Source organism: Hymenobacter lapidiphilus (assembly GCF_013377885.1).
GTDB lineage: Bacteria > Bacteroidota > Bacteroidia > Cytophagales > Hymenobacteraceae > Hymenobacter > Hymenobacter lapidiphilus.
Genome location: NZ_JABKAU010000015.1, coordinates 1 through 12,944, shown reverse-complemented (window position 1 = coordinate 12,944; position 12,944 = coordinate 1). Strand labels below are relative to the sequence as shown.

The following is a 12,944-nucleotide window of genomic DNA, read 5'->3' as shown; positions in this document are numbered from 1 at the left end:
AATCTATGCATCTGTTTATCGTGGGCGGCGAAACCGTCGAAACCGAGCTGCGCCGCAAGTTTGGCGCGGCTCACCAGTACGACTTCTGCCCCGCCACCGCACCCGATCTGCCGGCCCGTCTGGCTGCTGCCGATATACTCTTCGACCTGCGCGACTGGCCCGAACTGCACTACGAGCGGCCCCGGCAGCCTTTGTTCTACGATACCACTGCCCGCAGCCTGGCGCAGCTCTTCCACGGCGAAGAGCTCCCGCTGGGCCCCGTGTTCGGCCTCTGCGCCCTACCTACCCTTCTTGATCGGCCTCTGCTGGAAGTTACGCTGCTCGACCCCGCCTCGGCCCCTACACTGGCTACCCTTTGTGCCAACCTCGGTACCGACTACCGCCTCGTGGCCGACCGTGTGGGCCTGGTAACGCCGCGCATCGTGTGCATGATTATCAACGAGGCTTGTTACACGCTGCAGGAAGGCACGGCCTCGGTACAGGATATTGATCTGGGCATGAAGCTGGGCACCAACTACCCGCACGGGCCTTTCGAGTGGGCCAATGCCATCGGTGTAGCGCGGGTATACGAAACGCTGGAAGCCCTTTACCAGGATACCCACGAAGAGCGTTATAAGGTATGCCCGCTGCTGAAAACGATGTATCTGCGCGGCGAATCGTTCGCGCTATAAGGCGAAGCTGCCAGCTAGCGTGCCTCCGGTGGCGGTTGCACCCACACAGCTTTCTTACCGAAAAACTGCGCGTAGGCCTGATTGCCCCACAACGCGGGATTATATGAAATATCGTAGTAAAACAGAGTCCGGGGCCGCGTGGGTAGCGGCAGTACCTGAACGCTGTCGGTAGAAATGGTCCGTAACTGCTGATAGCGGGCTTTCTGAGTTTGGTGGTAGCGCCGGGCGTCGCCACTGAGCCAGTCGCGGTACGCCTGAACTACGGTATTGGGCGCTCGTCCGATATCGTCGTGCAAGAGGTTATGGTTGTGGTCGGTGAAAAACAGGCAGATGAGGGTAATGCCCGCGGCTCCGCGAAGTGGCCACGCTGTTGGGTAATAGAGTTGCCACGCCGGAGCATAACGCCCCACAACCGCGTGCGTGCTTAAAAACCAGCAGATCAAGAAGTAGAAGTATAGGATATTTTTGACCCGCAGAGCTGGCCCAATGCCTTGCACTGTATAACAAAACCATACGGAGCCAAACAAGCCAGTCAGTAATAGTAAAGGCCATAGCCAAATTGGTCCGGTTGTCAAGCGGTTGAGCAGGCTACGGCCCTTATAACGGGCAGTGGCCTGGCTAACTGGCAGCATCACCATGGTAAGGGCCAGCAACAGCGCGCTACCAATCCAGTTAATGAGCAGATAAGTAGTACCTGTCAACGCTAAAATAACAGAATGTACCACTTGTACTTGGTGGCCCGGCCGGGCGTGCAAACGCTGAAAGTTGCCCGGAGCTAGGAGCGTTAGCAGGCAGCCCGTCGTAATGGCGATGCCCACCCAGTGCGCCTGCCACCGAACTGGCCGCAGGTCTGGTAGGACCCATAACGCGCCGCTTACCAACAGCAGCAATAACGCACTTATCTCAGAAAAACCAGGGATTAGCAAGCCTAGCACTCCGATCAGCAGCCACTGGCTGGAATGGTGTTTTTGTTCGGGGCTGCTGTACTGGCGGGCTAATAATATCAGTAGTCCGCAAGTTAGAAAGAGCGGTGTGAGGTAGGCAACTGCGCCCGTGAGCCAGAACAGTCCTTCGGCAGGCCAGGGGAAATAGCTGAGTCCCAGAATAACCAATGTGCTGCCGGTGAGTGATTTGGCTTGTTGCGGCCCCGGTACCAACGCGGCGGCGGCCACAAACAGACCGCTACAGAACAAACCAATAAAACCGAAAATCAGGTAAGGGTACGCACTGGGGTAAAAGCTAAACAGCAGAAAGACGGCGCTGAACAAAGAAGAAGAAAACCTGCCGGAATGAACCATGTACACATCCCAGGTATAAGATAGTATAGGTTGCGTGCGCAAGGCAGTGCCGATAGCAAAATCATCGAGGGCGGGATGACTATAAAATGCTAGCACAAGGAAAGGGAGTACGCAACCAAGTGCTCCCGCTGCGAATAGGGTACTAGTAGCTAATCGGGGCATAATACGCGGGCAATTAAAGGGAAAAAGCAAAAAATCCGCCCATACCGGGCGGATTTTTTGCTTCCGTTATACACATGCAAATCCTTATTCTACCGTTACCGACTTAGCCAAGTTGCGGGGCTGGTCGACGTTGCAGCCGCGCAGTACGGCAATGTGGTAGGAGAGGAGTTGTAGCGGAACCACCGATACGAGTGGCATCAACACCTCGCTGGTAGCAGGTACCTCAATCGTGAACTCGGCCATGGCCGGAATTACGGTGTCGCCCTCGGTTACCACAGCAATGATGCGGCCTTTGCGGGCCTTCACTTCCTGAATGTTGCTCACTACCTTCTCATACGAGCTGTCCTTGGTGGCAATAACCACTACCGGCATGTTCTCATCAATGAGAGCAATCGGGCCGTGCTTCATCTCGGCCGCGGGGTAACCTTCGGCATGGATGTAGCTGATTTCCTTGAGCTTAAGAGCGCCTTCCAAGGCAACCGGGAAGTTGTAGCCCCGGCCCAGGTACAGGAAGTTGGTGGAGTCCTTGAAGATTTCCGCAATCTGCATGATTTCGGTATTCAGCTCCAGGGCCTTTTCTACTTTGGCCGGAATAGTCTCCAGTTCCACCATCAGCTCGCGCAGACGGGTGTCGGTGAGCGCGCCGCGCTTGTGGCCCACAATCATGGCCAGCAGCGTGAGCACCGTTACCTGGGCCGTGAAGGCTTTGGTTGAGGCTACCCCGATTTCGGGGCCGGCGTGGGTGTAAGCGCCGGCGTCGGTGGCGCGGGCAATGCTCGAGCCCACCACGTTGCAGACACCAAAGATGGTAGCTCCGCGGCTTTTGGCTAGTTCTAGAGCGGCCAGTGTATCAGCCGTTTCACCACTTTGCGAAATAGCAATTACGATGTCGCGCTCCGTAATGATGGGGTTGCGGTAGCGGAACTCGGAGGCGTACTCCACTTCCACCGGCACCCGGGCCAGGTCTTCGAACAGATACTCGGCCACCAGACCAGCGTGCCACGAAGTGCCACAGGCCACAATCAGGATACGGTCGGCATTCACGAACTTGCGCTCGTAGGCCCGCACGCCACCCATGTTTAGGTGACCAGCTTCCAGCTCCAGACGGCCGCGCATCGAGTCGAGGATAGAGCGGGGCTGCTCGAAAATCTCCTTCAGCATGAAGTGCTCGTAGCCGCCTTTTTCGATGCGGTCCAGCTCCAGCTCCAGCCGCTGAATGTAAGGCGTCTGCTTCACGTCCTCGCGGCTGCGCAGGTCCATTTCGCCATCCTTGATAATAACCAGCTCGTAATCGTTTACATACACTACATCGCTCGTGTACTCGATGATGGGCGTAGCATCGGAGGCCAGGAAGAACTCGTTCTCGCCGATACCTACTACCAGAGGCGAGCCTTTACGGGCCGCAATCAGTTGGCCGGGGTTATCCTTACTTAGCACTACAATAGCGTAAGCACCCACTACCTCATGCAGCGCCAAACGCACGGCTTGCTCCAGCGAGCATTGATTCTTTTTCTGAATCTCCTCAATCAGATTCACGAATACCTCCGTGTCGGTATCGGAGTGAAATACGTGACCCTGCTGCTGCAAATGCTCCTTGAGAGCAGCGTAGTTTTCGATAATGCCATTGTGGATAATGGCAATTCGCTCGGAGGTGGAGTAGTGCGGATGGGCATTCGCATCGTTTGGCTCGCCGTGGGTAGCCCAGCGGGTATGGCCCATACCAATATTAGCGTGCGTATCCTTCTCGGCAATGAATTTCTCCAGCTCGGCAACCTTGCCCTTTTTCTTATATACGCTCAGTTCACCGTTATTCAGCAGCGCCACGCCTGCCGAATCGTAACCCCGGTATTCGAGCCGATGCAATCCTTTAAGAATAATGGGGCAGGCCTCACGGTGCCCGATGTAAGCAACAATTCCGCACATAGTGTCGACGTGTTCAGAGCCGCAGCTCGAAAAGAAAAAAGTACAAGACAAAAGTAGGGCGACAACGGCAAAGGCCGTGCCGCCCTTAGGCCAATTGAAGGCCGATGCTCCTTATTACTGGAGCTTGGAGTAGTATACGCGCAGCCGGATGTTATTGGCATCGAGCTGAGCGCGGTTCAGGTTGAGGTTAGCCACTGTGCCACTTTGCTGCGGTAGCAGCAAGCCTTCGCCGTTGCGAAGGGCGGGTGAGAGCAACAGCCCCGAAGGACGATCCTCGCCCGCATTGAAGCGGTTCTGCAGGAAAGCCTGTAAGTATTGCGTGATACCAACCGAGTAAAACTGGGTGGGATTCTGCCCTAATGGAACTGAAACGGAAGCTGGATAACCTACTCCGGTGGAAGACGGCAGAATGAGCGACCCGTTTGGCAGCGCAACCGGCTCTTCCTGCTGCACGAGGCGGTCAACCGTCGAGGCCCCATTCAGGCGCGTCAGAATCTGGTTGGCCTCGTTTACCTCATAGAGATAAAGCGAAGACGGATATGGGAACAGGCCGTTGCTGAGCTGCCGAACCGGGATGAGCAGCTCAGCCCGGTTGATGACCAGTGTAGGTTTGTCGCGCAATGCTTCCAAGCCTTCAAACTCCAGCCGGGTACTCAGCCCCACGCCTTCCTGCACATATGTCAGGCCGTTGGTGGCGCTGGAGGGCAGCGGGTTTTGGGGCGTCAGGCCAGCCAGCGGAGTTCCGGCTAAATCGGTTGTAAGCTGCGTGAAGTACCGGCCGTCTGTGAAAGAACCACTTAGCGGCGCAATGTTGGCCAAATAGATGGAGTACGTGCGCTTCTTGCCTTCCGCACCCGTGCGGAAATAGAAGGTAACTACATTAACCGTGCGGGTAGAGGCTCGTGGAATGCTGATTACATTGCCCACATGACCTTCGGAGGGTCGTAGCAGCACGCCCTTCCATAACCCGTCGAGCGTGTTCTGATTGAAGGCGGAGTTCGACGTCATGGCCGCAAACACCGAATTGACCAGCGGTGCGGCGCTACTCGATTTAAGCAGCGGAATCCGGATGGTGCGCTGGGGCGAAGCCACGCTGATCGTATCAGGCGCGTTGCTGGCTGGCACCCGCACCGTATTGTCGCGGTTGAGTACGGCCGTAAAGTTGCTCACCAGTGCGGCGCCCGTTGCCACCGCAGTGGTCGAATTATACACTGTCCGTGCGTCGAGCGGCTGCTGCAGTGGCAGTACATCGAGGCGCAGTGGCTGAACCGCAGAGCCGTACACTTGGTCGAAAGCCAGAACAAATACCGCCGAATCGAGGCGGGGGTTGACGAACTTGGCCGGCAGCGAATCGAGCGGCGAAAGGCCTGGCAATACCAGCAAGTTTAGGGCGGCCGCGGCTGTGGTAGTACCCACGAACGAGTCGCGCACGCGGCCTACCAAGACACTGTTCGCCTTCACGGTCTGCACCACTGGCTGGCGCACCGTAGACGCCCTAAGCGGCAAATCAAGATAAGTTGCGGAGATGGGCGACGTGCCGGGCAGTTCAAGGCCGAGGTCGTTGGCTTTTTCGCAGCTGCTGGCTAGGGCCAACAGGGTAATTCCGAGCAGAGTAACCGACGAAAGTCGGCCGGCGCTAGTTGGCCAGTTCATTATAGAGCGCGTAGTAAGAAGTCAACAGGTCGTCATCGGCGGCTACCTGGTCAATTTGCTTTTTAGTCGAATACTCGGTGAACAATGCCTCCATGTTCTCGCTGAAATCCTCATCGGACTTCACAACCTTATCGGCATACTGCATGCCCGTTTTAATGAAGCCGCCAAAGTCAGCCGTCTTCAAAGAAGCCAGCATGTCGTCATCAATATCAAGCATCTTAGCCTTTTCGATAATGTCAGCGTCGAATTTGAAATCGAATTCGTTGCTGTAAATCGTGAAGACCGATTTGGCATCCTTGAAAATCGGATCCTTCTTGTAGGTCGTTTTCATATACATCGGAATCAGGCCCGTCATCCAGTCGTTGCAGTGCACGATATCAGGAGCCCAGCCGAGTTTCTTTACAGTTTCCAGTACGCCTTTGCAGAAGAAGATGGCCCGCTCGTCGTTGTCTGAGTGAAACTTGTCATTCTTATCAACCAATACCGACTTACGGTGGAAATAATCCTCGTTATCGATAAAATATACCTGTAGCTTGGCATTAGGGATAGAAGCCACTTTAATGATGAGCGGCTTTTCGTCTTCGCCCACCGCAATGTTGATGCCCGAGAGGCGTACTACCTCGTGCAATCGGTTTTTACGCTCGTTGATAATGCCAAAACGGGGTACGAAAATGCGGATTTCCATCCCCATTTCCTGCATTCCCTGCGGCAAGCGCCGCAAAAACTCCGCTACCTTGGTGGTCTGCAGAAACGGGTCGATTTCCGTGGCAGCATAGAGTATTTTCAACTTCGACATAAACGGTCAGTTGGGATTATTAGAGGTAGGCAACACTTTGGGATGCACAAAATTAAGCATTTTTGAGGGAAATTTCATTCTGGTCCGCCTCCCGGCCCCTGGCCGGCCCCCTTTGCTTTATGGAGATACTCACTACTGCCGCCGCGTTGCAAGCTCACACCGAAAACTGGCGCCGGGCCGGCCAACATATTGGTCTGGTGCCCACTATGGGTGCGCTCCACGAAGGTCATTTGCAGCTGGTACGGGCCGCCGCCACCGAGTGCGATGTAGTAGTAGCCAGTATCTTCGTCAATCCCACCCAGTTCAATAACCCCGACGATTTTCGCCTGTATCCCCGCCTGCCCGAGGCCGATGCGGCCCTGTTGGCTCCGGCTGGTTGCACTGCCCTTTTTCTGCCCTCGGTATCCGAAATGTATCCTCGCCCGACGGTGGTGCAGTTCGGTTTTGGAGCTCTGGAGCGGGTAATGGAGGGGGAGCACCGCCCCGGCCACTTCAACGGAGTGGCTACGGTGGTCAGCAAGCTTTTCCACCTCAGTCGGCCTCACCGCGCCTATTTCGGCCAGAAGGATTTCCAGCAGGTGGCCATTGTGCGCCAGCTCATCAGCGACTTAACCTTCGATCTGGAGTTGGTGGCTTTCCCAACGGTACGCGAGCCCGACGGGCTCGCCATGTCGTCGCGCAACCGGCGGCTGAGCCCCGAGGCCCGCGCATTGGCCCCGCGCCTGTACCAAAGCCTGCAGGCTGCTGCCGAACTGCTCCGTGGTGGGCATACTGCGCCGGCGGCGGTGCAGGCGGCGGTGCGCGAGCAATTGGCTGCCGTGCCGGGGCTGGAGTTAGAATACATTACTGTGGCCGACGCCCACACCCTGCAGCCCCTGACCGATACGTACGCCGGCTGCCCCGCAGTAGTGTGCTTGGCCGCCCACCTCGGCGGTGTCCGGCTGATTGATAACGTGGTGGTAGAGGGTAAATAAATGGCTGACGAGTTGCTGAACCTGTATTTAGGGAACGGCGAATACAGCATCAGCAAGATCCGTGGGTTCAATATGCCTTTACCTCACGGCTTCACTATCTCCCCTTCTGTATCTTTGGGTCCCCAAACAGTATCTGTTGCTTTTGCACATGCATATAGAGGTTCTCAAGTCGAAAATTCACCGCGTTAAGGTTACTCAGGCCGAGTTGCACTACGTGGGCAGCATCACCATTGATGAGGACCTGCTCGATGCGGCCAACATGGTGGAAAATGAAAAGGTCACCATCGTCAATATCAACAATGGCGAGCGGTTTGAAACCTACACCATTAAGGGTGAGCGGGGCTCGGGCATGATTTGCCTGAACGGCCCGGCCGCCCGCCGCGTAGCCGTGGGCGACATTGTCATTATTATATCCTACGCCCTCATTGACTTTGCCGAGGCCAAGGCTCACCAACCCACCGTCATTTTTCCCGACCAGCACAACCGGGTAGCGTAACTGCCGATGGTTTGTGCTTTAGCCCTCCCTGATCCTGCTGCATGAAGCAAGTACTCAACTTTGTAAAGTATACGCTGCTGCTATCCGTGTCGGGCCTCCTGATGTGGTATGCGCTGCAGGGGCAGGATCTGAGTCGCATCGGGCAGTACGTGCGCGGGGCTAACTACTGGTGGCTGTTGCTTACGCTGGCACTGTCGGTGCTGGGCTATTTCAGCCGGGCTTACCGCTGGAAAATGCAGATTGAGCCCACCGGCTACCATCCGCGCTACTGGGACGTGTACCATGCTATGATGGTGGGATACCTGGCCAACCTGGTGCTACCGCGTATGGGCGAGGTTATTCGTTGTTCGGTGCTACGGCGTACCAGCGGCGTGCCGGTACAGGTGGCGCTTGGTACGGTGGTAACCGAGCGAGTAATCGACGTACTGGTGTTGTTTGGCTTGCTGGGCACTACGCTGCTGCTCGACTTCAATACCTTCTGGAGCTTCGTAACCGACAAGGTGCTGGCTGGTCGCTACGATGATCTGGCCCGTAACCGCACGCCGTTGCTGGTGGCCCTAGGTATTGCCCTGCTGCTGCTGTTAGGCCTCGGCTATGCGGTGTTCCGCAACTTGGAGCGACTGCGCCAGAACGCGCTGTTCAGCAAGGCCGTAGGCTTTGTAAAGGGCGTATTGGCTGGGGCATTCAGTATTCTGAAGCTGGAGAACAAGGGGTTGTTCCTGTTCCACACCTTCTTTACCTGGGCCGTATATTACCTCATGGACTACCTGGCTTTTTTCGCTTTTCCTGAGACCTACGATCTTGGAATGCGTGCTGGTCTGGCCGTGCTTACGTTCGGAGCCCTGGGTATGGCCGCGCCGGTAGCAGGCGGTATCGGGCCCTTCCATGTGATGGTGCAGAGTGTGCTGTTAGCCTACGGTATCAGTAAGGAGGCCGGCATTGCGTATGCGCTGGTCGTACACGGCTCCCAGACACTGCTGGTTGTGCTTATGGGCGGCATCAGCTTTGCCGCCAGTATGGTTAAATCGGGCAAAAGCCATAAGCACCGGGCACCGGTCGGTGTGGCACTAGAAACCGAAGTAGTACGGCCGCAATAGGCACCGTTCAGGGTTTAAGGATGCGAGGCCTATCGGCCGTGCTGGCATGCCAGCTTCCCAACTTATCAGCTCAAGCCATGTGGTCTAAAGATAAAATACTGAGCCGCGAAGCCCTCATAACTGCCGTAGCTGCTTGGCAGGCGGCTGGCGAGCAGGTGGTGTTTACCAATGGCTGCTTCGATCTGCTGCACCTAGGTCATGTCGACTACCTCGAAAAAGCCCGGCACCTAGGCCAACGGCTGGTGGTGGGCCTGAACACCGACGCTTCGGTTAGCCGGCTCAAGCCCGGCCGGCCGTTGCAGGACGAAGTGTCACGCGCGCGGGTTCTGGCCTCGCTTTTGTTTGTTGATGCCGTGACGCTCTTCGACGAGCAAACTCCGCTGGCCCTCATTGAAGCCGTGCAACCCAATATTCTGGTGAAGGGCGACGACTACGCCGTAAGCCAGATTGTGGGCCACGAGGCGGTGCTGGCCCGCGGTGGCCAAGTGCTGACGGTGCCGCTGGTGCCGGGTTACAGCACCACGCGCATCGTCGAGCGCATCAGCCACACGTCGTAGTGCCGGCCGGCACGAAATCCGGCGGGCCATTGTTCAACCTGCATACCTGACCTTCTTCCTTCATGTTTTCTCCTATCTACATCGTTTTGCTGGTCGCCATGGTGGTCAGCTGGCTCGTGCAGCGTCGCCTCAAAAGCAAGTTCGAGCAGTATTCCCAAGTTGGCCTCCAGAACGGCTTGTCGGGCAAACAGATTGCCGAGCTGATGCTCGCCGACAACGGCATTACCGATGTGCGCGTCATCAGCACCGAAGGCCGCCTGACCGACCACTACAACCCGGCCGACAAAACGGTGAACCTGAGCGAAGCCGTGTACGCCGAGCGTAGCGCTGCCGCTGCTGCCGTAGCCGCCCACGAGTGCGGCCACGCTGTGCAGCATGCCACGGCCTACAACATGCTGCAGTTCCGCTCGGCTATGGTGCCGGCCCTAAGCGCTGTATCGCGCTTCATGCCCATCCTGCTGATTGCGGGCGTGTTCCTGCTCAATCGTACGCCTTGGCCGCTGGGGGCCGGTGTGGTGCTGTTTTCGCTCACTACGCTGTTCGCCTTCGTTACGCTGCCCGTCGAGTTCGACGCCTCGAAGCGCGCCCTGGCTTGGATTGATAAGCGGGGCATTGTAACGCCTCAGGAGCACGCTATGGCCAAAGACGCACTGTGGTGGGCGGCCATGACCTACGTGGTGGCCGCACTCAGTTCGCTGGCTACCCTGCTGTACTACGTTAGTCTCTTTCTGGGCGGTCGTCGCAACAGTTAACGTAGCGCAACCCATTATAAAAAGCCGCTTCCGGATCTTCGGAAGCGGCTTTTTAGTTGCCAAGGCAAGCAGAGTGGCGCTGACGGCCAACTCTTTGTGCGGGTTTTGTGTTAGAACGCTACTGCCCAACGCCTGATTGCGTAATTTTGTCCGGCCGCAGCCCGCTCGTCGTGCTGGCCCAACTGTTTGATTTTCCCACCCCACCCACTTTACTGCATGGATTTCCAGCTTACTGAAGAACAACTGGCCGTACAGGCCGCTGCCCGCGACTTTGCCCAGAGCGAACTATGGGCTGGCGTAATTGAGCGCGACGAGCACCAGAAATTTCCGGCCGAGCAGATCAAAAAGATGGGCGAGCTGGGCTTTATGGGTATGATGGTGAGCCCCGAATACGGCGGCGGCGGCATGGATACCGTGAGCTACGTGCTGGCCATGGAAGAAATCAGCAAGGTGGATGCCTCGTGCTCCGTTATCATGTCGGTGAACAACTCGCTGGTATGCTGGGGCTTGGAAAAGTACGGCACTGAGGAGCAGAAGCGCAAGTACCTGCCCGGCCTGACGTCCGGCGAAATTATCGGCGCCTTTGCCCTGTCAGAGCCAGAGGCTGGCTCCGATGCAACGAGCCAGCGTACCACCGCCGAGGATATGGGCGACCATTACCTGCTCAACGGCACCAAAAACTGGATTACTAATGGTACCACCGCTTCGGTATACCTTGTAGTGGCCCAGACAAATCCCGAAGCCAAGCACCGCGGCATCAATGTGCTTATCGTTGATAAGGGCATGGAAGGTTTTGTAACCAGCCCCAAGGAAAACAAGCTCGGTATCCGTGGTTCCGATACCTGCTCGCTGCAGTTTACCGATGTGAAGGTTCCGAAGGAAAACCGCATCGGCGACGACGGCTTCGGCTTTAAGTTCGCTATGCAGGTGCTGGCTGGCGGCCGCATTGGTATTGCTGCCCAGGCTCTGGGTATTGCTTCCGGTGCCTACGAACTGTCGTTGAAGTACGCCCAGGAGCGCAAGGCGTTCGGCGTGCCGATTTCGCAGCATCAGGCCATCCAGTTCAAGCTGGCCGATATGGCTACCAACATCGATGCCGCTCGTCTACTGTGCCTACAGTCGGCCCACGATAAAGATGCCCACCAGGACTACGCCAAGTCGGGCGCTATGGCCAAGCTGTTTGCTTCGAAGGTTGCTATGGACACAGCTGTAGAGGCCGTTCAGATTCATGGCGGCTATGGTTTCGTGAAAGAATACCACGTGGAGCGGATGATGCGCGACGCCAAAATCACCCAGATTTATGAGGGAACCTCTGAGATTCAGAAAATTGTAATCTCTAGGGAAATTCTCAAATAGAAACAGAATTGCCTATTATTCAGAAGTATTGCACAAAACCCAGCCAGTAAATGGCTGGGTTTTGTGTTTTTGTGAATTTTTATATGTTATTTTGCATTTGTTAAACCAGAGGTGCTATAATCTGGTTTACTACTCTCAAATTTCTCGCCCTACCTACCGATGGAAGATTATAATAAAGTAATAGAGTCTTTGGGTGTCCGGTACATCAAAGCAAAAAACCTGGTGCTGCAGCAGCCCTTTACGGTGCGCAACTCCTACGATGTGGGCAACAACCTGATTCTGCTCCATAAGGGCCACGTTTCGTTTGGCGATGAAAGCCACGCGGTGGAGGAGGGCGAAATGCTCTTCATCCCCGGCGGCCGTGCCACCAAGGTCACGTATGGCCACGACCCCAGCAAGAGCATTACCAACGACGACCTGATCACCAACAAGGACAAGTTTTTTCACTCCAACTCCGACCTCGACCTGATCGGGGATGCCGAGGAGAGCCACTCGTTTGTGAGCTTTGAGGCCAAGGTGTTCGATTCGGTGAATTTCTTTGCCTCGCTCGATGTGCCGGCCTTCCTCATTACCGACAATTCCAAGCTGGCCAATCTTATCATTAAGGTGGTAGAGGAGAGCCTGCAGGAGCTACCCGGCCGCGAGCGGCTTATCACGATTTACACCGAGAACATCGTGGTGGAAATCGTGCGCTACATCCTCAAAAACAAGATGTTTGTGGAGCAGTTGGCCACCAACAGCACGTACTTCAAGGATCCGCGCCTCATCGACCTGTTCAACTACATCAAGGAGAACATCGGCGGCGACCTGTCGAACAAGGTTCTATCGGGCGTAGCCAACGTGAGTGAGGATTATGTGGGCCAGTACTTCAAGATGCTCACCGGCATCAACCCGCAGGACTACATCGAATACCAGCGCATGGAGCGCGCCGTGTTCCTGCTCCGGACCACTAAAAAGAGCATCCGCGACATCGGTAAGGAAGTGGGCTACAAAGACACCGCGTACTTCTGCCGCCGCTTCAAGATGATGTTCGGCATTCCGGCCGGCAAAATGCGTCGTCGCGAATCGGCCATGAACATCTAATCACAGATGTTGCAGATGGTCGGATGCCTCAGATGCAGGTGTCAGCAAGAGTAGCAGAAAAGGAGAGAGCCCGGCCAATCTGGCCGGGCTCTCTCCTTTTCTGCTAAAGGAATGTACGTAGTAGTA

The 12,944-nt window shown here is 56.1% G+C and carries 12 protein-coding genes; 8 read left to right on the top strand and 4 right to left on the bottom strand.

Going from position 1 to position 12,944, the window contains the following annotated elements; genetic code table 11:
• Positions 1–5 precede the first annotated feature (5 nt).
• The gene (locus HW554_RS09835) at positions 6–671 is read left to right on the top strand and encodes a 3-hydroxyacyl-CoA dehydrogenase family protein (RefSeq protein ID WP_176908417.1); all 666 of its coding nucleotides are present in this window, start codon (positions 6–8) and stop codon (positions 669–671) included.
• Between the two features lie 14 nt (positions 672–685).
• On the opposite strand, the gene HW554_RS09830 is transcribed toward HW554_RS09835, so the two are convergent.
• The 4 genes from HW554_RS09830 to HW554_RS09815 all read right to left on the bottom strand — a co-directional run bounded on the left by HW554_RS09830 (position 686) and on the right by HW554_RS09815 (position 6,503).
• Positions 686–2,131: a DUF6056 family protein gene (locus tag HW554_RS09830; RefSeq protein ID WP_246285182.1), complete on the bottom strand. Its 1,446-nt coding sequence runs from the start codon at positions 2,129–2,131 to the stop codon at positions 686–688.
• Positions 2,132–2,215: 84 nt separating this feature from the next.
• Positions 2,216–4,054, bottom strand: a complete 1,839-nt coding sequence (gene glmS / locus HW554_RS09825; RefSeq protein ID WP_176908415.1) for a glutamine--fructose-6-phosphate transaminase (isomerizing) — start codon at positions 4,052–4,054, stop codon at positions 2,216–2,218.
• A gap of 114 nt (positions 4,055–4,168) precedes the next feature.
• On the bottom strand, positions 4,169–5,707 hold the full coding sequence (locus HW554_RS09820; RefSeq protein ID WP_176908414.1) for a DUF4270 family protein: 1,539 nt from the start codon (positions 5,705–5,707) through the stop codon (positions 4,169–4,171).
• Entirely contained in the window at positions 5,691–6,503 is an 813-nt protein-coding gene (locus HW554_RS09815; protein ID WP_176908413.1) for a glycogen/starch synthase, read from the bottom strand. Before HW554_RS09815 ends, HW554_RS09820 begins: the two co-directional genes overlap by 17 nt.
• Positions 6,504–6,622: 119 nt before the next feature.
• Here HW554_RS09815 and panC point away from each other — a divergent pair, with 119 nt between their 5' ends.
• From panC to HW554_RS09780, 7 genes are all read left to right on the top strand, one after another.
• Positions 6,623–7,477, top strand: a complete 855-nt coding sequence (gene panC, locus HW554_RS09810) for a pantoate--beta-alanine ligase (protein ID WP_176908412.1) — start codon at positions 6,623–6,625, stop codon at positions 7,475–7,477.
• 148 nt (positions 7,478–7,625) lie between these two features.
• Positions 7,626–7,973 (top strand): aspartate 1-decarboxylase, encoded by a 348-nt coding sequence (panD, locus tag HW554_RS09805; protein ID WP_019948715.1) that lies wholly within the window; start codon positions 7,626–7,628, stop codon positions 7,971–7,973.
• 41 nt (positions 7,974–8,014) lie between these two features.
• Positions 8,015–9,070 (top strand): lysylphosphatidylglycerol synthase transmembrane domain-containing protein, encoded by a 1,056-nt coding sequence (locus HW554_RS09800; protein WP_176908411.1) that lies wholly within the window; start codon positions 8,015–8,017, stop codon positions 9,068–9,070.
• A gap of 77 nt (positions 9,071–9,147) precedes the next feature.
• Positions 9,148–9,627, top strand: a complete 480-nt coding sequence (rfaE2, locus tag HW554_RS09795; RefSeq protein ID WP_176908410.1) for a D-glycero-beta-D-manno-heptose 1-phosphate adenylyltransferase — start codon at positions 9,148–9,150, stop codon at positions 9,625–9,627.
• Between the two features lie 62 nt (positions 9,628–9,689).
• Positions 9,690–10,379 (top strand): zinc metallopeptidase, encoded by a 690-nt coding sequence (locus HW554_RS09790; protein ID WP_176908409.1) that lies wholly within the window; start codon positions 9,690–9,692, stop codon positions 10,377–10,379.
• Positions 10,380–10,595: 216 nt separating this feature from the next.
• Positions 10,596–11,735, top strand: coding sequence for an acyl-CoA dehydrogenase family protein (locus HW554_RS09785; protein WP_176908408.1), 1,140 nt, complete (start codon positions 10,596–10,598; stop codon positions 11,733–11,735).
• A gap of 159 nt (positions 11,736–11,894) precedes the next feature.
• Positions 11,895–12,818 carry a helix-turn-helix domain-containing protein gene (locus HW554_RS09780; protein ID WP_176908407.1) on the top strand — a complete coding sequence of 308 codons (924 nt, stop codon included), beginning with the start codon at positions 11,895–11,897 and terminating at the stop codon, positions 12,816–12,818.
• Positions 12,819–12,944: the final 126 nt, after the last annotated feature.

Bases quoted from the DNA above. Each gene is read 5' to 3' on its own strand.
- HW554_RS09835 (WP_176908417.1), top strand. From the start codon at position 6: ATGCATCTGTTTATCGTGGGCGGCGAAACCGTCGAAACCGAGCTGCGC.
- HW554_RS09830 (WP_246285182.1), bottom strand. From the start codon at position 2,131: ATGCCCCGATTAGCTACTAGTACCCTATTCGCAGCGGGAGCACTTGGT.
- glmS (WP_176908415.1), bottom strand. From the start codon at position 4,054: ATGTGCGGAATTGTTGCTTACATCGGGCACCGTGAGGCCTGCCCCATT.
- HW554_RS09820 (WP_176908414.1), bottom strand. From the start codon at position 5,707: ATGAACTGGCCAACTAGCGCCGGCCGACTTTCGTCGGTTACTCTGCTC.
- HW554_RS09815 (WP_176908413.1), bottom strand. From the start codon at position 6,503: ATGTCGAAGTTGAAAATACTCTATGCTGCCACGGAAATCGACCCGTTT.
- panC (WP_176908412.1), top strand. From the start codon at position 6,623: ATGGAGATACTCACTACTGCCGCCGCGTTGCAAGCTCACACCGAAAAC.
- panD (WP_019948715.1), top strand. From the start codon at position 7,626: ATGCATATAGAGGTTCTCAAGTCGAAAATTCACCGCGTTAAGGTTACT.
- HW554_RS09800 (WP_176908411.1), top strand. From the start codon at position 8,015: ATGAAGCAAGTACTCAACTTTGTAAAGTATACGCTGCTGCTATCCGTG.
- rfaE2 (WP_176908410.1), top strand. From the start codon at position 9,148: ATGTGGTCTAAAGATAAAATACTGAGCCGCGAAGCCCTCATAACTGCC.
- HW554_RS09790 (WP_176908409.1), top strand. From the start codon at position 9,690: ATGTTTTCTCCTATCTACATCGTTTTGCTGGTCGCCATGGTGGTCAGC.
- HW554_RS09785 (WP_176908408.1), top strand. From the start codon at position 10,596: ATGGATTTCCAGCTTACTGAAGAACAACTGGCCGTACAGGCCGCTGCC.
- HW554_RS09780 (WP_176908407.1), top strand. From the start codon at position 11,895: ATGGAAGATTATAATAAAGTAATAGAGTCTTTGGGTGTCCGGTACATC.